This window comes from Mesorhizobium sp. CA4, from assembly GCF_020165075.1.
GTDB lineage: Bacteria > Pseudomonadota > Alphaproteobacteria > Rhizobiales > Rhizobiaceae > Mesorhizobium.
On sequence record NZ_JAIUHK010000008.1, the window covers coordinates 60,010 to 77,746 of the forward strand.

20 protein-coding genes are annotated in these 17,737 nt (G+C 63.6%); 14 read left to right on the plus strand and 6 right to left on the minus strand.

Features of this window, described 5'->3' with window-relative positions; genetic code table 11:
• The first annotated feature begins 310 nt into the window (after positions 1-310).
• From coxB to LB528_RS09025, 13 genes are all read left to right on the plus strand, one after another.
• A complete protein-coding gene (coxB, locus tag LB528_RS08965; protein ID WP_224714584.1) occupies positions 311-1,195 on the plus strand; it encodes a cytochrome c oxidase subunit II in 885 nt (294 codons plus the stop codon).
• Between the two features lie 38 nt (positions 1,196-1,233).
• Positions 1,234-2,883: a cytochrome c oxidase subunit I gene (ctaD, locus tag LB528_RS08970; protein WP_224515403.1), complete on the plus strand. Its 1,650-nt coding sequence runs from the start codon at positions 1,234-1,236 to the stop codon at positions 2,881-2,883.
• Between the two features lie 73 nt (positions 2,884-2,956).
• Complete coding sequence (locus LB528_RS08975; protein WP_224515405.1) at positions 2,957-3,901, plus strand: heme o synthase; 945 nt, start codon at positions 2,957-2,959, stop codon at positions 3,899-3,901.
• Positions 3,898-4,089, plus strand: a complete 192-nt coding sequence (locus tag LB528_RS08980) for a hypothetical protein (protein ID WP_224515407.1) — start codon at positions 3,898-3,900, stop codon at positions 4,087-4,089. The genes LB528_RS08975 and LB528_RS08980 overlap by 4 nt, the downstream gene beginning before the upstream one ends.
• Positions 4,089-4,715, plus strand: a complete 627-nt coding sequence (locus tag LB528_RS08985; protein WP_224515409.1) for a cytochrome c oxidase assembly protein — start codon at positions 4,089-4,091, stop codon at positions 4,713-4,715. Before LB528_RS08980 ends, LB528_RS08985 begins: the two co-directional genes overlap by 1 nt.
• A gap of 1 nt (position 4,716) precedes the next feature.
• Positions 4,717-5,598 (plus strand): cytochrome c oxidase subunit 3, encoded by an 882-nt coding sequence (locus LB528_RS08990; RefSeq protein WP_224714585.1) that lies wholly within the window; start codon positions 4,717-4,719, stop codon positions 5,596-5,598.
• An 83-nt stretch (positions 5,599-5,681) separates the two neighbouring features.
• The gene (locus LB528_RS08995; protein ID WP_224714586.1) at positions 5,682-6,068 is read left to right on the plus strand and encodes a DUF983 domain-containing protein; all 387 of its coding nucleotides are present in this window, start codon (positions 5,682-5,684) and stop codon (positions 6,066-6,068) included.
• Entirely contained in the window at positions 6,065-6,820 is a 756-nt protein-coding gene (locus LB528_RS09000) for an SURF1 family protein (protein WP_224714587.1), read from the plus strand. The genes LB528_RS08995 and LB528_RS09000 overlap by 4 nt, the downstream gene beginning before the upstream one ends.
• 137 nt (positions 6,821-6,957) lie before the next feature.
• On the plus strand, positions 6,958-7,962 hold the full coding sequence (gene ispH, locus LB528_RS09005) for a 4-hydroxy-3-methylbut-2-enyl diphosphate reductase (RefSeq protein ID WP_224515417.1): 1,005 nt from the start codon (positions 6,958-6,960) through the stop codon (positions 7,960-7,962).
• Between the two features lie 6 nt (positions 7,963-7,968).
• Entirely contained in the window at positions 7,969-8,931 is a 963-nt protein-coding gene (locus tag LB528_RS09010; protein WP_224515419.1) for a homoserine kinase, read from the plus strand.
• On the plus strand, positions 8,928-9,455 hold the full coding sequence (rnhA, locus tag LB528_RS09015) for a ribonuclease HI (RefSeq protein WP_224515421.1): 528 nt from the start codon (positions 8,928-8,930) through the stop codon (positions 9,453-9,455). Before LB528_RS09010 ends, rnhA begins: the two co-directional genes overlap by 4 nt.
• Positions 9,456-9,587: 132 nt before the next feature.
• Complete coding sequence (locus tag LB528_RS09020) at positions 9,588-9,869, plus strand: type II toxin-antitoxin system ParD family antitoxin (RefSeq protein ID WP_224515424.1); 282 nt, start codon at positions 9,588-9,590, stop codon at positions 9,867-9,869.
• Positions 9,870-9,935: 66 nt separating this feature from the next.
• A complete protein-coding gene (locus LB528_RS09025) occupies positions 9,936-10,169 on the plus strand; it encodes a type II toxin-antitoxin system RelE/ParE family toxin (RefSeq protein ID WP_318012287.1) in 234 nt (77 codons plus the stop codon).
• Between the two features lie 29 nt (positions 10,170-10,198).
• Here LB528_RS09025 and LB528_RS09030 read toward each other — a convergent pair whose 3' ends face one another.
• From LB528_RS09030 to LB528_RS09040, 3 genes are all read right to left on the minus strand, one after another.
• Positions 10,199-10,675, minus strand: coding sequence for a DUF2938 domain-containing protein (locus LB528_RS09030; protein ID WP_224714588.1), 477 nt, complete (start codon positions 10,673-10,675; stop codon positions 10,199-10,201).
• A complete protein-coding gene (locus LB528_RS09035) occupies positions 10,675-11,157 on the minus strand; it encodes a peroxiredoxin (protein ID WP_224714589.1) in 483 nt (160 codons plus the stop codon). The genes LB528_RS09030 and LB528_RS09035 overlap by 1 nt, the downstream gene beginning before the upstream one ends.
• Before the next feature lie 85 nt (positions 11,158-11,242).
• A complete protein-coding gene (locus tag LB528_RS09040) occupies positions 11,243-12,049 on the minus strand; it encodes a protein-disulfide reductase DsbD domain-containing protein (RefSeq protein WP_318012288.1) in 807 nt (268 codons plus the stop codon).
• A gap of 126 nt (positions 12,050-12,175) precedes the next feature.
• Here LB528_RS09040 and LB528_RS09045 point away from each other — a divergent pair, with 126 nt between their 5' ends.
• Positions 12,176-12,784: a YqgE/AlgH family protein gene (locus LB528_RS09045; protein WP_224714591.1), complete on the plus strand. Its 609-nt coding sequence runs from the start codon at positions 12,176-12,178 to the stop codon at positions 12,782-12,784.
• A gap of 157 nt (positions 12,785-12,941) precedes the next feature.
• Here LB528_RS09045 and LB528_RS09050 read toward each other — a convergent pair whose 3' ends face one another.
• Genes LB528_RS09050 through LB528_RS09060 form a run of 3 tightly spaced genes read right to left on the minus strand, consistent with a single transcriptional unit; the run spans position 12,942 to position 17,737 of the window.
• Positions 12,942-15,788 (minus strand): EAL domain-containing protein, encoded by a 2,847-nt coding sequence (locus LB528_RS09050; RefSeq protein ID WP_263487086.1) that lies wholly within the window; start codon positions 15,786-15,788, stop codon positions 12,942-12,944.
• Between the two features lie 44 nt (positions 15,789-15,832).
• A complete protein-coding gene (locus LB528_RS09055) occupies positions 15,833-16,429 on the minus strand; it encodes a GNAT family N-acetyltransferase (RefSeq protein ID WP_224515435.1) in 597 nt (198 codons plus the stop codon).
• Between the two features lie 15 nt (positions 16,430-16,444).
• Positions 16,445-17,737 (minus strand): M16 family metallopeptidase, encoded by a 1,293-nt coding sequence (locus LB528_RS09060; RefSeq protein WP_224515438.1) that lies wholly within the window; start codon positions 17,735-17,737, stop codon positions 16,445-16,447.

Genomic DNA, 17,737 nt, shown 5'->3' on the forward strand with positions numbered 1-17,737 from the left:
CACGGCACTTTAAGCCGCGCCGGGGCCAAGTAAAGGATGAGACCGTCGCCGGCCCGCCCCGATACCGGCAATTCCATGCTTTTCCAAAGCAAATTCGCCCGAATTGCGACCGTTGCGCATATGGCGCGGCGGGCGCAGAAGATGTCCCTCGGCCTACGCGCAAAAATGCCGCACGGTTTCCTCCGCTCCTTTCTTGCGGAGGGAAATAGAGTATGGTTTGAACCACCCTAGGGACAGACCGGGATTCCCGATCCTGGCAGCGTCCGTTATTGGTGCGACCAGATCGCGGGAAGTGGGAGACGAGAGGGCGATGAGGAAATTCCTGGCAAGCGCTGAATTCTTGGCAGGTGCGGCCGCTTCGGCCGTGCTCTTCTCCAGTGCGGCGGCCCGCGCCGACCAGCCGCGGGAATGGGAAGTGACCTTCCAGGCTCCGGCGACCGACATGATGCGGCAGATCGAGCGGTTCGGGAACTACACAATGTGGTTCATCGTCCCGATCACCATCCTCGTGCTGGTGCTTCTGCTGGTCTGCATCGTCAGGTTCCGCGCCAGCGCCAACCCGGTGCCGTCCCGGACCAGCCACAACACGCTGATCGAGGTGATCTGGACAGTTGGGCCCGTGATCGTGCTTCTGCTGATCGCCATTCCCTCCTTCCAGTTGCTCACCGCTCAATACACCCCGCCGGAAGAAGCCAAGCTCACCGTCAAGGCGACCGGCAACCAGTGGAACTGGGACTACGAGTACCAGGTCGACAAGACCTTCTCCTTCAACTCGGCGCTTCTCCAGGACGCCGACCGCGCCAAGGCCGGCAAGGAAGATCGCGCCCTCTATCCGCGCCTGCTCGCGGTCGACAATGAGCTGGTTGTGCCGGTCAACACCATGACCCGCGTGCTGATCACCGCGGCCGACGTCATCCACTCCTTCGCCGTGCCGTCCTTCGGCATCAAGATGGACGCCGTTCCCGGCCGCACCAACGAGACCTGGTTCAAGGCGGAGAAAGAAGGCCTCTACTACGGGCAATGCTCGCAGCTCTGCGGCAAGGACCATGCCTTCATGCCGATCGCCGTGCGCGTCGTATCCGATGCGCAGTTCAAGACCTGGCTGGAGACGGCCAAGACCGACGTGCCTGCTGCCAACAAGGCGCTGATGGCCGAGATCGATGGTACCAACAAGGTAGCGGCCGCCGGCAACTGATGCCGCGGGTTAGCAAGATTTAGGGAACGGAGCGGAACATGGCAGAGGCTGCAGCTCACGATCACGGCGACCACAGGCCGCATGGCTGGGTCCGCTGGGTCTACTCGACCAACCACAAGGACATCGGCACGCTCTACCTGATCTTCGCGATCATAGCCGGCGTCATCGGCGCCGCGCTCTCGGTCGCCATCCGCATGGAGCTGCAGGAGCCGGGCATCCAGATCTTCAGCGGCCTGGCGCAGATGGTCTACGGCATGCAGGGCGACGCCGCCATCGACGGCGGCAAGAGCATGTATAATGCCTTCGGCGCCGCGCACGGCCTGATCATGATCTTCTTCATGGTCATGCCTGCGCTGATCGGCGGCTTCGCCAACTGGATGGTGCCGATCATGATCGGCGCGCCGGACATGGCCTTCCCGCGCATGAATAACATCTCCTTCTGGCTGCTGCCGCCGGCATTCATCCTGCTGCTCTCCTCAATGTTCGTGCCAAGCGCGCCGGGCGCTTTCGGCGTCGGTGGCGGCTGGACGATCTATCCGCCGCTCTCGACCTCCGGCCAGCCGGGACCGGCGATGGACCTGGCGATCCTGGCGATCCATATCGCCGGCGCGTCGTCGATCCTCGGCGCCATCAACTTCATCACCACCATCTTCAACATGCGCGCTCCCGGCATGACGCTGCACAAGATGCCGCTGTTTGCCTGGGCGGTGCTGATCACCGCCTTCCTGCTCCTGCTCTCGCTGCCGGTTCTGGCGGGCGCCATCACCATGCTGCTCACCGATCGCAATTTCGGCACCGCTTTCTTCGTGCCGGATCAGGGCGGTGACCCGATCCTCTTCCAGCACCTGTTCTGGTTCTTCGGCCATCCCGAAGTCTACATCCTGATCCTGCCGGGCTTCGGCATCGTCAGCCATATCGTCTCGACCTTCTCGAAGAAGCCGGTGTTCGGCTATCTCGGCATGGCCTACGCCATGGTCGCGATCGGCGCTGTCGGCTTCATCGTCTGGGCCCATCACATGTACACGACCGGCCTGTCGCTCGACACCCAGCGTTACTTCGTGTTCGCCACCATGGTCATCGCGGTGCCGACCGGCGTGAAGATCTTCTCCTGGATCGCCACCATGTGGGGCGGCTCGATCTCCTTCAAGCCGCCGATGCTGTGGGCGCTGGGCTTCATCTTCCTGTTCACCATCGGTGGCGTCACCGGCGTCCAGCTGGCCAATGCCGGCCTCGACCGCTCCCTGCACGACACCTATTTCGTGATCGCCCACTTCCACTACGTGCTGTCGCTGGGCGCCGTGTTCGCCATCTTCGCCGGCTGGTACTACTGGTTCCCCAAGATGACCGGCTACATGTACTCGCCGGTGATCGCCAATACCCACTTCTGGGTCACCTTCGTCGGCGTCAACTTGATCTTCTTCCCGCAGCACTTCCTCGGCCTTGCCGGCATGCCGCGCCGCACCGTCGACTATCCGGACGCATTCGCCGGCTGGAACATGGTGTCGTCCTACGGCTCCTACATCGCGGCCGTCGGCGTTGCGATCTTCCTCTACGGCGTGTTCGAAGCCTTCCAGAAGAAGCGCGTCGCCGGCGCCAACCCGTGGGGCGAGGGTGCCACCACGCTCGAATGGCAGCTGCCTTCGCCGCCGCCGTTCCACCAGTGGGAACAGCTGCCGAAGATCAAGTAGGCGCCCCTACGCATACGAGGCCGCCGGCTTGCACGGCGGTCTTGGCCAACGGAATGATGGACTTTAAGTACGCATGGCCCTTGCCGAAGACAGATTGATGGAGGAAGCGGGTTTTCGCATGTCGGAAGCGACCGCAGGCGATTTCTTCGCCCTCCTGAAGCCGCGCGTCATGTCGCTGGTCGTCTTCACGGCGTTTGTCGGCATGATCGCGGCGCCCGTCGCCATCAATCCGCTCATGGCGGTGATCGCCATCCTCGCAATCGCCATTGGCGCCGGTGCTTCCGGCGCGCTCAACATGTGGTACGACGCCGACATCGACGCCGTGATGACCAGGACCGCCGGCCGCCCGGTTCCGTCCGGCCGCGTCACCCCAGGCGAGGCGCTGAGCTTCGGCCTAGTGCTCTCGGTGCTGTCGGTGATGACGCTCGGCGTGCTGGTTAACTGGCTGTCGGCATCGCTTCTCGCCTTCACCATCTTCTTCTACGCCGTCATTTACACCATGTGGCTGAAGCGCTGGACGCCGCAGAACATTGTCATCGGCGGCGCCGCCGGCGCCATCCCGCCGGTGATCGGCTGGGCCGCCGTGACCGGCTCGGTCAGCCTCGAAAGCGTGATCCTGTTCCTGATCATTTTCCTGTGGACGCCGCCGCATTTCTGGGCGCTGGCTCTCTTCAAGTCCGACGACTACGCCCGCGCCGGCATCCCGATGATGCCGAATGTCGCCGGCCATGCCTCGACCCGTAGGCAGATCTTTGCCTATGCGCTGATCCTGGCGCCGGTCGGCGTGCTGCCATGGGCGCTTGGTTACACCACGGCCGGCTATGGCGTCGTCTCGGCGGTCCTCGGCGCGGGCTTCGTCTGGTATGCCTGGAAAGTGCTTGCCATGACTGACGACGACCGCGCGATGAAGCCGGCCAAGGCGCTGTTCGGCTATTCGCTGCTCTATCTCTTCGCCATCTTCGCCGCCTATCTCGTCGATTGCGTCGTCGGGCGCGCGCTCATGATGGGGGGGGTATGACCGTGGCCGAAAAGAACCTCGAACTGGTCACGTTGACAGAGCGTCAGCGCAAGGCGCGCCGCAACCGCTCCATCGCCATCGGCGTCGCGCTGGCGGCGCTCGTCATCATCTTCTATGCCGCCACCATCGTGCGCTTCGGTCACCATGGCGCGAGCCTCACCGGCTCGGGTCTGCTTGGGGGCGGCTGATGAGCGGCGACTTGAGCAAGCCCCGCAAGGTCAACAACGGCATCGTCGCCGCTGTGTGCCTCGCCTTCTTCGCCGGTATGATCGGCATGGCCTATGCGGCGGTGCCGCTCTACAAGATGTTCTGCCAGGTCACCGGCTATGGCGGCACCACGCAACGCGCCGAGAAGCAATATGCCGGCCGTGTGCTCGAACGCGACATCACCATCCGCTTCGATGCCAACACCAACGGCATTCCCTGGCAGTTCGAGCCGGTCGCCCGTTCGGTGACGATCAAGATCGGCGAGACGACCCAGGCGCATTACAGCGCAACCAACAGGTTCGATCGCCCCATCACCGGCCGCGCTTCGTTCAACGTGCAGCCTGAAATGGCCGGCGCGTATTTCAACAAGGTGGAGTGTTTCTGCTTCACCGACACGACGCTGAGGCCCGGCGAGACGCTGGACATGCCGGTCGTGTTCTACGTCGATCCAGACATCGTCAATGTGCCGGAACTCAAGGACTTGAAGACGATCACCCTATCCTACACGATGTTCCCGGTCGAAAAGAAACAGCCGGTCGCCTCGTCGGCGCCGGCCGCTGGCAGCAGCAACAAAGTTCCAGATTCCGAAGCAAGCCTCGGGGGTTGATATGGCAGACGCGCACGCAAAACCACACCACGACTACCATCTCGTCAACCCGAGCCCCTGGCCTTTCCTGGGCTCGGTCGGTGCGCTGGTCACCGCTGTCGGCGGCGTCTGCCTGATGCAGTATCTGAAGGGCGGCAGCTTCCCGGTCTTCGGCCACAACATCGCCAATCCGTGGCTGTTCTTCATCGGCATGATCATCGTGCTTTACACGATGTTCGCCTGGTGGTCGGACACCATCAAGGAAGCGCATGAGGGCTACCACACGCGCGTCGTGTCGCTGCATCTGCGCTACGGCATGATCATGTTCATCGCCTCCGAGGTGATGTTCTTCGTCGCCTGGTTCTGGGCCTTCTTCGATGCAAGTCTCTTCCCTGGCGAGGCGAACCAGTATGCCCGTACCGCTTTCACCGGCGGTGTCTGGCCGCCGAAGGGGCTTGAAGTCCTCGATCCCTTCCACCTGCCGCTCTACAACACCATCATCCTGCTTCTGTCGGGCACGACGGTGACCTGGGCGCACCACGCGCTTCTGCATGGCGACCGCAAGGGCCTGATCAACGGCCTGGTGCTGACCGTCGGCCTCGGCATGCTGTTCACCATGGTGCAGGCCTACGAGTACATGCACGCTCCGTTCGGCTTCAGGGATTCGATCTACGGCGCCACCTTCTTCATGGCCACCGGCTTCCACGGCTTCCATGTCATCATCGGCACCATTTTCCTGCTCGTTTGCCTGATCCGCGCGTGGCGCGGCGACTTCACCCCGAAGCAGCATTTCGGCTTCGAGGCGGCCGCCTGGTACTGGCACTTCGTCGACGTGGTCTGGCTGTTCCTGTTCAGCGCCATCTATGTCTGGGCCTCGAACGGCGCGCTGATCGAAGGCCATTAAACCGACAGGTTTCGGAATCCCAAAGGCGGCTGCGGCGACGTGGCCGCCTTATTCTTTGGGGCGAAAAGGTCTACGGTGAGAACATGAGCGAAGATAAAGCGATCTGGCCACCCATCGATCCGATCTCGGCCGGCCTGCACGGCCGCTGCCCGCGCTGCGGCGAAGGCAAGCTGTTCTCGGGTTTCCTCACCGTCGGCAAGCGCTGCTACAATTGCGGGCTCGATTATTCCTTCGCCGATGCCGGAGACGGACCGGCGGTGTTCGTCATCCTGATCATCGGCTTCATCGTCGTCGGCCTGGCGCTATGGATGGAGGTGACGCTCAGCCCGCCGCTCTGGCTGCACTTCATTTTGTGGATACCGCTGGCGCTGGTTCTCTGCCTGACGGCGCTGCGCCTCATCAAGGGCGTGCTGATCACCTTGCAATATTCCAAGAAGGCCGCTGAAGGCAGGCTGGAATCCCAACAATGAATGAGACGACAGGCTCGGTGGCCGACCGTTCGCGGCCGCGCTTGGCGTTGCTCACCGGTCTCGGTCTTGTGCTGTTCGCCGTCCTGATCGGGCTCGGCACCTGGCAGGTCCAGCGCTTGCACTGGAAGGAGGACCTGCTCGCAACCATCGATAAGCGCACGCATTCCGCGCCGTTGCCGATGGCCGACGTCGAGAGGGAGTTCGCCGCTTCCCACGATGTCGATTACACTCCGGTGACGGTGACCGGCACGTTCCTCCACCAGGGCGAGCGGCACTTCTTTTCGACCTGGCAAGGCGACAGCGGCTTCAACGTTTACACGCCCTTGCAGCTGGAGGATGGCCGCTTCGTGCTCGTCAACCGCGGCTTCGTTCCCTACGATCTCAAGGATCCGGCCAAGCGCCAACGGGGCGAAATTGCCGGCAAGGTGACGGTGACCGGGCTCGCCCGCAATCCGCTGCCTGCAAAGCCGTCGATGATGCTTCCCGACAATGACACCGCCAAGAACATCTTCTATTGGAAGGATCGCGACGTCATGGCGGCGACCGCCGGCTTGCCTGCCGGTTTCGTGCTGGTGCCGTTTTTCATTGATGCCGACAAGACGCCGAATCCCGGCGGCCTGCCGGTCGGTGGCGTCACCATCATCGACCTGCCGAACAACCACCTGCAATATGCCGTCACCTGGTACGGGCTGGCCGCCGCCCTGGCAGCCGTGCTGATTCTAAGACTGCGCCGCCCGGCGAAGGAGCAGTGAGCGCCGCCGCTCTTGACAGGGCAGGGGTGCGCACCTCATTTCGCCTACAACAAAGAGATAGAGCATGATGTGGTCCGAAACCGCTTCACACTTTTCGGCATCATGCTCTTGATTCCGACTGAACCGGCTTCGCATTCATGACCGAGAAAAAACCACCGCTGACGATCAGGCTGTGCCAGCCACGCGGCTTCTGCGCCGGCGTCGACCGCGCCATCCAGATCGTCGTGCTGGCGCTGAAGAAATACGGCGCGCCGGTCTATGTCCGCCACGAAATCGTGCACAACCGCTACGTCGTCGAAGGGCTGCAGAGCCTCGGCGCCGTCTTCATCGAGGAACTGTCCGAGATTCCGCCGGAGCATCGCCAGTCGCCCGTGGTCTTTTCCGCGCATGGCGTGCCGAAATCGGTGCCGGCGGATGCCGAGGCGCGCAATCTTTTCTATCTCGACGCCACATGCCCGCTCGTCTCCAAGGTGCACAAACAGGCGATGCGCCACCAGCGGCTCGGCCGCCACGTGCTCCTGATCGGCCACGCCGGGCACCCGGAGGTGATCGGCACGATGGGCCAATTGCCGGAAGGCGCGGTTACGCTGATCGAGACTGAGGCCGACGCCGCGCGCTTCGTGCCCGTCGACGCTTCGGCATTGGGCTTCGTCACCCAGACGACCTTGTCGGTCGAGGACACCGCCGGCATTATCCGGGCGCTCCAGGAGAGGTTTCCCGAACTACACGCGGCCGCGGCCGAATCCATCTGCTACGCCACGACCAACCGCCAGGAAGCGGTGAAGGAGACGGCGGCGGGCGCCGATCTTTTCCTTATCGTCGGCGCTCCCAATTCGTCCAATTCGCGCCGCCTTGTCGAAGTGGCGGAGCGCGCCGGCGCCACGATGTCGCTTCTCGTGCAGCGCGCCGCCGAAATTCCGTGGGATGAGATCGCCGGGATCAGGACGCTCGGCCTGTCGGCCGGCGCATCGGCGCCGGAAATCATCGTCGATGAGATCATCGACGCGTTCCGGCAGCGCTTCGAAGTCACCATCGATCTGGCCATCACGGCCACGGAAACGGAGGATTTTCCGGTGATGCGGGTGCTGCGCGATGTCGAACTGACGGCGGCCGACATGGCCTTCGTCAATGGAGCGGCGTGAAACCGGATGGCCGTCTACACCGACGTCAACGAAGGCGAGCTGACCGCATTCCTCAAGGCCTATCCGGTGGGCGAGCTGCTTTCCTACAAGGGCATCGCCGAAGGTACCGAGAATTCCAATTTCCTGGTCCATGCCTCGACCGGCTCCTACATCCTGACCCTCTACGAGAAGCGCGTCGACAAGGCCGACCTGCCGTTCTTTCTCGGCCTGATGGGCCATCTCGCCAGGAAGGGCATTTCCTGCCCGCTGCCGGTCACCGCGCATGACGGCACCGTCATCGGTACGCTCGCCGGCCGGCCCGCCGTCATCATCACCTTCCTCGAAGGCCTATCGCTCAGGCGCCCGACCGCCGCGCATTGTGGCGAGGTCGGCAAGGCGCTCGCCGGCCTGCATCTTGCCGGCCAGGATTTTCAGATGCGAAGGCCGAACGCGCTGGCCATCGACGGCTGGCGCAAGCTCTGGGCGGCCTCGCGCGAGCGGGCCGACGAGGTCGAGCCCGGCTTGGCGGCCGAGGTCGATGCCGATTTCGTCGATTTCGAGCGCAACTGGCCCACCGGCCTGCCGAAGGGCATCATTCATGCCGATCTGTTCCCGGACAATGTCTTCTTCCTCGGCGAGAAACTGTCGGGGCTGATCGACTTCTATTTCGCCTGCGACGATCTCTATGCCTATGATGTCGCCACCTGCCTCAACGCCTGGTGCTTCGAGAAGGATTTTTCCTTCAATCTGACCAAGGGCACGGCGCTGCTGGCCGGCTATCAGTCGGTGCGGCCGCTCTCGGGCGACGAGAAGGCGGCGCTGCCGATGCTGGCGCGCGGCTCGGCGCTGCGCTTCATGCTGACCCGCCTCTATGACTGGCTGACCGTTCCGGATGGCGGGCTGGTGATGAAGCGCGATCCGACCGAATATATCCGCCGCATGCGCTTCCATCGCGCCATCAAGTCGCCATCCGAATACGGGCTGACATGAACAAACAGATCGAGATCTTCACCGACGGCGCCTGCTCGGGCAATCCCGGGCCCGGCGGCTGGGGCGCGGTGCTGCGCTACAACGGCGTCACCAAGGAGTTGTCGGGCGGCGAGGCCGAGACCACCAACAACCGCATGGAGCTGCTCGCCGCCATCACGGCGCTCAATGCGCTGAAGGAGCCTTGCGCGGTCGACCTCTACACCGACAGCAAATACGTCATGGACGGCATCTCCAAATGGATCCATGGCTGGAAGAAGAACGGCTGGAAGACCGGCGACAGGAAGCCGGTCAAGAATGGCGAGCTCTGGCAGGCGCTCGACGAGGCCAACCGGCGCCACAAGGTCACGTGGCATTGGGTGAAAGGCCATGCCGGCCACCCGGAGAACGAGCGTGCCGACGAACTGGCCAGGCAAGGCATGGCGCCGTTCAAGAAAGGCCCGGTGAAGCCTGTCGTGGCGGCGCAGCCCCTAGCGCAGCCGAAGCGGCCGGCGGTTGCGAAGGCGCGACGTTCGACTCAAAGCTAATTAGGCCTGCCGGCCTGCCGGTCGATGGCGGGAGGAGGTGCGATCACAGCATTTGATCGGCTACCGGATCAGCAGTGCCATTGATTCCTGCAAGGGGGTATTATTTTCTACCATAGAGCAAGGATAGCTGCCATGGCAAACGTGGAAAAAATCAGCGTGGCGGTCACGACGCAGCAGGCGGCCGTCATGCGTGAGGCCGTGGAAACCGGCGAATACGCGACCACGAGCGAAATCGTGCGCGAAGCGGTGCGCGACTGGTTGGCTAAGCGAGAACTGCGCCAAGAGGACCTGCACCGTCTGCAACGGCTCTGGGATGAGGGCAAGGCGAGCGGGAGACCGGAGCCTTTGGACTTTGACGCCCTCAGAAACGAAGCTCGGCAGAGGCTAAAGGACGCCGCGCCGAATGGCCGTTAAGGTAGTCTGGTCACCGCGGCCAGAGCCGATTTAATCGACATCTATGTAGCCATCGGCAGCGAAAGCATGAGGGCCGCCGATCGCTACTATGACTGGATAGAGGACCGGGCGCGGCAGTTGGCGGACCAGCCACGTATGGGCGTAAGACGGCCTGACATTCGGGCCGCGGCGCACATGTTGGTGGCGCCGCCGTTTGTGTTGTTCTATGAAACTATACCGGACACCGATAATGGCCCAATAGAGTTGGTGGAGATCGTTCGCGTCGTGGACGGGCGCAGAGACCTGAACCGTCTGTTCTGATTTAAGCTCATCTGCCGGTGCCGGAATCGTCAGCGGATCAGCAGCGCCGTCGAGAACATGCCGAGCGCGAACACCGTGTGCGCCAGGAGGTTGAGCGCGCGCACCTTCGTCGGGTTGGGGAGCTTGGATGCCGCCCAGCCGGCGCCCATGCCAGGCGCCAGCAGGAACCAGCCCGCCCCGACCGTGACGATGCCGAGGATGAAGGCCGGCAGGAATGTCGGCGTCGCCAACCAGCCCGCGCCGGCGAGCACGACAAGGATCACGCCGTAGAGAATGCCGACGAGGTAGTGGAACGCCCAGCCGAGCGCCTTTTCATGCGTATAGGGCGCCGCCTTGCCGATATCGTCGTGAAAGACCCTCTCCGGCAGATGCCGCACCCAGCGTCCCACCATGGCCCAGTTGGGCAATGGCTGGCCGATTGCCTTATTGAGGATGATCGCCCAGATGTCCATGAACACCGTGGCGCCGATGCCGATCGCCACTGCGCGCCAGATGGTGTCGAGCATCAGAGCTGCTCGAGGATCTTGGCGGCGCCGGACTCGTCGACGCCCGGTTTGGTCTCGACATTGAGCGCCATGACCTTGCCGTCGTCGACGATCATCGAAAAGCGCTTCGAGCGCAGCCCCATGCCGGCGGCGGAAAGATCGTTGTCCAGCCCCACCGATTTGGCGAAATCACCGCTGCCGTCGGCGAGATAGAGGATCTTGCCTTCGCCGCCGGTGAACCGCGCCCAGGCGCCCATGACATGCACGTCGTTGACCGAGACGACGGCGATCGTGTCGACGCCGCGCGAAAGAATGGCGTCATGGTTCTCCAGATAGCCCGGCAGGTGGTTGTTGCTGCAAGTCGGCGTGAAGGCGCCGGGAACGCCGAACAGCACCACCTTCTTGCCGGCGAATATCTCATCGCCGGTGATCGGCTTGGCGCCGTCGGCGGTCATCACTTTGAAGGTTACTTCGGGCAGTTTTTCGCCAACCGAAATGGTCATGGGGAGCCTCGCTTGGGGGATGGGAAGGACCGATGTTTTCGATATCGGACTGCGCGGGCTCCGGCAACCTCTTCACAACCCTGGATCAAGGGAAAGGCAGCAACCCGTCGACCGAGCCCTCGGCGCTGGTCAGCGTGTAATATAGCCCGCCATCGGTCGGCGTCGCCGACGGCCGGTCGAGGATCGGCACGGTGAAGACGAGCTTGCCGTCCCTTTGGCTGCGCACCGGCGCGCCGAACATGTAGTCGCGCTCGCCGGCGATGAAGAAGTCGACGGATTGCGGATCGCCGGGCGACTGCGCCTGGACGACAAGAGTTTCGTGATCGCCGGGCAGCACGCTGACTCCGAAATCGGATCGGGCCGGGGAAGGCAGCGTCGCGAGCGCGGTTTTCACCAGTGCGACGTCGGTCGCGTTGTCCGGATCGGAGTCGGGATCGACACTGAGCCGGGTCTGCACTGGAATGCAGATCGTCTCGCAGATGCCAAGGAAGACATGGGCGTCGATGGTCGCCGGTTGGCCGGGCGAAGACACCGTGTAGGTCACCGGCAGCGACACCGGACGATCGTAGCCGGCCCATTTGCCGTAGCCGTCGTCATGCCGCTGCGGCGGCGGGAACGACAATTGGGCGTCGGCGATGTTGGTGCTGCCGGAGATGTCGAGCTGCGGCGGCACGCCGGCATCGCCCGGATCGCGCCAATAGGTCTTCCAGCCGGGCTTCAAGGCGATATCGAGCACGCCGTGGATCTTGCCGGCCTGGTCGGGCTTGCCGGTGGTCACCAGCCGAACCTTGCCGCCTTCACTGTTGTACCAGTTCGAGGAGGAGGCTTCGGCGGGGAGGCTTGCAGCCCACCCGAAAACGGCACCGATAACCAGTATTTTCATATATCGCATAGCGGTGATTTGACCGTCCGTTCTTGGCCGCGCAATGACTTCGTCAGCTTCCCGGTATCATATTTGCGTGACATCGGGGACCCGCACCATCTTTTCGGCGCTGCCGAAACGCGTTACGCTCAAGCCATGGACTTGCTGCGCCACAAGAAGGCGGCCGCCGGACGCGGCTTCCTCGACGACCAGTTCCTGATTGCCATGCCGGGCATGAAGGACGACCGTTTCGCGCGCTCCGTCATCTACGTCTGCGCCCATAGCGACGAGGGCGCGATGGGCCTGATCATCAACCAGACGCAGCAGATGCTGTTTCCGGACCTGCTTGTGCAGCTCGGCATCATGAACGAGCAGGAAGCGATCCGCCTACCGGCGCATACGCGCGATTTCGTCGTGCGCAATGGCGGGCCGGTCGACCGCAGCCGCGGCTTCGTTCTGCATTCCGGCGACTATCGCGTGGAGTCCTCGCTCAACGTCTCCGACGATATCTGCCTGACGGCAACCGTCGACATATTGCGCGCCATCTCCACCGGCCGTGGCCCGCGCTATGCGCTGATGGCGCTTGGCTATTCCGGCTGGGGCGCCGGCCAGCTCGAAACGGAGATCGCCGAGAATGGCTGGCTCACCTGTCCGGCAACGCCCGAGCTTCTCTTCGACACCGACATCGAGCGCAAATACGACCGCATCCTCGCCTCGATCGGCATCGACCTCGCCCATCTGAGCGCCGCCGCCGGGCACGCTTAGCCTGCCGTGCCGAGCAGACGCCGTTTCCAAACTCGCTCATGCGAGTCATATGGTGGTGATTTCGAGAACCGGACCGGAGCGTGCTTAACGCACGTGAGCACCGGAAGCGCAGAAAGCGCCGCCAGATGGCCGCAGGAGTAGAGTTTCCAAACGGCCTCTAAGCCTGGGTCAGCGGATACTGCTCCCTCAGCGTCTTCAGCACCTGATCGCCGGGCATCGGCGCGCCGAACATGAAGCTCTGGACATATTCGCAGCCCATCTGGCGCAGCTCCAGCGCGTCGCTCTCGTCGGAGATGCCTTCCGCGACAACCGAAAGCCCGAGCTCATGCGCCATGTTGACCATGGATTTGAGCAGCACGGCGCGCTTCGGCGTGGCGTCGTCGACGAAGCTCTTGTCGATCTTGATCGTGTCGAAGGGGAAGCGCGTCAGATAGGAGAGTGAGGAATAGCCGGTGCCGAAATCGTCGAGCGACAGCCCGATGCCGAGCTGCTTCAGCTTGGTCAGCACATGCGCGGTCTGCTCGGGATTGTCCATCACCAGGGATTCGGTGAGCTCGAGCCGGAAGCAGCGCGGCTTCAGATTGGCGCGCGCGATCACGGAGCGCACGTCGCTGACCAGGTCGCGGCGGATGAGCTGGCGGCTGGAGAGGTTGACCGAGACCGACAGCGGCGCGTCGCCGATCTGCTTTTGCCAACCCGCCAGGTCCTCGGCCGCCTGCTGCATGGCGAACAGGCCGAGCTGCACGATCAGCCCGCAATTCTCGGCGACCGGGATGAAGTCCCCCGGCGGGATCATGCCGCGGCGCGGATGGTCCCATCGCAGCAGCGCCTCGAAGCCGGCGACGCTGCCGTCTTCCAGCCGCACGATCGGCTGGTAGGCAAGCGTGAACTCGCGCCGCTCGATGGCGCGGCGAAGGTCGGATTCGAACTGCAGCCGGTCGGTGCCGACGGTGCGGAAGGCCGGCCGGAACGGCTCGATCCGGTCACCGCCGAAGCGCTTGGCCTGGTGCATGGCAAGCTCGGCGTCCTTGACCATATCCTCGGCCGAAGTCTGCGCCGTCGTCCAGGTGATCAGGCCGATCGAACCGGTCAGCACGATCTCGCGCTTGGCGAAGGTGATCGGATTGTTGATCGCATGCTTGATGGCATCGGCGATCGCCGCGATGCGGGCCGGGTCCTGCTCCGAAAGCAGCATCAGCGCGAACTGGTCGCCGGCAAAGCGCGACAGCGAATCCTTCGGCTTGAGCAGCCGGTGCAGCCGGCGCGCAACAGTGAGCAGAATGGTGTCGCCTGCGGAAATGCCCAGACCGTCATTGACCTGCTTGAAGCGATCGATATCGATGATGAAGACCGTCGGGCGCACCTTCTCCTCGGTGCGGGCGATCGAGATGATCGCCTCCAGCCGGTTCATGAACAATTCGCGGTTCGGCAGGCCGGTCAAATTGTCGTGCACGGCATCGTGCAGCAGCCTTTCCTCGGACTTCTTCTGTTCGGTAACGTCGACCATGGTGCCGACGCAGCGGATCACCTCGCCGTCGGAGCCGATAACCGGGCGGGCGCGCAGCGAGAACCAATGGTAGTGGCCGTCGGCGCCGCGCAGGCGGAAATTCTGCGCCACCTTGCCGCGGCGATGCTCCAGCACCACGTCGAGCGTGGTGCGGAACGTGTCGCGGTCGTCGGCATGCAGCACCGGCAGCCAGTTGCGGGCAGCACCCCCAAGGCTGTTCGGCGCAAGGCCGAGCTGCAGGCTGATGTCCGGCTTGGTCACCACGCGGTCGCGCAGCACGTCCCAGTCCCAGACGATGTCGCCCGAGCCCGCCACGGCCAGTGCCTGCCGCTCGAGGTCGGAGAACAGGCCCTGGTGCAGCGCGCCGCCGGCAAAGGCGTGCTGCATGACCGTGAAGCCGATCAAGAGGATGATCAGGATCAGCCCGCCGCCCAGCGCCGGCTGGGCGATGTCGTTGTCCAGCATGCCCGTGATCGCCATCCACGACCCGCATAGCCATAGGAGCACCATCACCCAGCTCGGCACCAGCATGATGGCGCGGTCATAGCCGCGAATGCCAAGGAAGATGATGAGGCCGAGACCGGTGAGCGCGGTGGCGGCAAAGGAGAGGCGGGCGATGCCGGCGGCGACCGCCGGATCGACGATGGCGACGCCGGCGATCAGAAGCAGACCCAGGATCCAGACCAGCGCGCCATAGCTGAAATGGCCGTGCCACCGGTTGAGGTTGAGATAGGCGAACAGGAACACCACGAAGGTTGCGGCTAGAGCCACCTCCGTGCCGGCCCGCCATATCTGCTCGTTGCCGGGCGATATCTCGATGATCTTGTTGAGGAAGCCGAAGTCGACGCAGATATAGGCCAGCACCGCCCAGGCGAGCGCCGCGGTGGCCGGGAACATCGAGGTTCCCTTGACCACGAACAGGATGGTCAGGAACAGCGCCAGAAGGCCTGAAATGCCGATGACGATGCCGCGGAACAGCGTGTAGGAATTGACCGAGTCCTTGTAGGAATCCGGCTCCCAGAGATAGACCTGCGGCAGCTTTGGCGAGGCGAGCTCGGCGATGAACGTGACCACCGTTCCGGGGTTCAGCGTCACCCGGAACACGTCGGCGTCAGGGCTTGTCTGGCGGTCGAGCGCGAAGCCTTCGCTGGGCGTGATCGCGGCGATGCGCGTCGAGCCGAGGTCGGGCCAGAAGAGACCGGAATTCACCAGGCGGAAATGCGGCGCGACGATCAGCCGGTCGAGCTGCTGGTCGGTGGAGTTGGCGAGCGCGAAGACGGCCCAGTCGCCGCTCGAGCGCGCGTCATTGGCCTCCACCTCGATGCGCCGCACGATGCCGTCGGGCCCGGGCGCGGTCGAGACCTGGAAATTCTCGCCCTGGTTCCGGTAGATCTCCACCGCGCCGGAGAGGTCCAGCGCCTTGTCGTCGCGCGCGATCTTGATCGGCTCGACGGCGAAGGCCGGCATGGCCGAAAAAAGCGTGACGACGACCGTCATGATGAGGGCGAACAGCGACGCTAATCGCGGAGAATTCGTCACAATCAGCCCTTCGTTCCTTCGCCCGGGGGATCGTCCGCGATTCGGGCGTAGAGGTAGTGATCCTGCCAGATGCCATTGATCCTGAGATAGGATCGCAGAAGTCCTTCGCGCCGGAATCCGGCTTTTTCAAGCACGCGGATCGACCGGGCGTTTTCGGGAATACAGGCAGCTTCGATCCGGTGCAACCTGAGCGTATCGAAGGCGAAGCGCGACACCAGCTTGACCGCCTCGGTCATCAGGCCGCGGCCGCCGAAGCGTTCGCCGATCCAGTAGCCGATATGGCCGCTCTGCGCGACGCCGTGGCGGATGTTGCCGAGCGTGATGCCGCCGGCAAGCTTGCCGCTCGATTTTTCGAAGATGAAGAAGGCGATGGCCGTGCCTTGCGCGTAGTCCTCGCGGTAGCGGCTGATGCGCAGCCGCCAGGCAGTGCGGTCAAGCTCATCCGGCTGCCAGCGCGGCTCCCAAGGTTCGAGGAAAGCACGGCTTTCGCCCCGCACCGCCGACCATTCGCGGTAGTCGTTGGTCAAGGGCACGCGCAGCGTGACCTTGTCGCCCTTCAGTGCCGGCAGGTCGCGGCGAAAGAAAGGAAGCGCGAACACGGTTTTGGTCGAAGATCAGACGGCGAGCCGGCGGGCCGTCGTCTGCGGGCCCGCAAGCGATTCGAGGATCGCCTCGTAGGGCGCAAGCGTGCCCACAGGGCCGACCGCGGTGAGCGTGGGCTTGGTCGAAAACAGCCGCGAGGAGAGGTCGGTCAGCCGCTCGATGGTCAGCGCCGAAAGCCGCTCCATCAATTCCTCCTTGGCGATCGGTCGCCCGAACAGAAGCAGCTGCCTTGCGATCTGCGAGGCGCGGCTGGCCGGGCTCTCGGCCGACATGATGAGGCCGGCGCGATATTGCGCGCGCGCCCGGTCGAGCTCGTCCTGCTGGATGCTCTCGCCGGCCTTCTGCAATTCGTCGATGATCACCGGCACCAGCTTGGCGATGTCGCTCTGCCCGGTCGCGGCATGCACGCCGAAGATGCCGGTGTCGGAAAAACCCCAATGGAAAGCATAGACCGAATAGCAGAGGCCGCGCTTCTCGCGCACCTCCTGGAACAGCCTCGACGACATGCCGCCGCCCAGGATCATCGACAGCACCTGCGAGGCGTAGAAATCGCGCACATGATAGGCGCGGCCCTCGAAGCCCAGCACGATCTGCGCATCCATCAGGTCGCGGTCCTCGCGGAAGTCGCCGCCGACATATTGCGCATATTGCGGGATATTGCCCGCCGCCTTGGAACGAAAGCCGCCGAGCTGTTTTTCGACCTCGCGCACGAAATTGTCATGCTTGACGTCGCCGGCGGCCACGATGACCATCCGCTCTGCGTCATATTGTCGTTCGATGAAGTTGTGCAGCTGTTTGGAGGTGAAGGATTTGACCGTCTCCGGCGTGCCCAGGATCGAGCGGCCGATGGTCTGATGGCGGAAGGCCGTTTCGGTAAAGCGGTCGAAGACGATGTCGTCGGGCGTGTCGTGCGCGGCGCCGATCTCCTGCAGGATCACATGCTGCTCGCGCTCAAGCTCGTCGGGATCGAATTCGGACTCCTGCAGGATGTCGGCCAGGATATCGACCGCCAGCGGCACGTCGTCCGAAAGCACTCTGGCGTAGTATGAAGTCGTCTCGACGCTGGTGGCAGCATTGATCTCGCCGCCGACATTCTCGATTTCCGAGGCGATCTCGAAGGCGCTGCGGCGCTTGGTGCCCTTGAACGCCATGTGCTCGAGCAGATGGGCCATGCCATGCTCGTCGTCCCGCTCATTGCGGGCGCCTGATTTGACCCAGGCCCCTAGGGCAACCGATTCGATGCTTGGAAGGGTTTCGGTGGCGACTGTCAGGCCGTTCGACAGACGGCTTACCTCAACACCCAT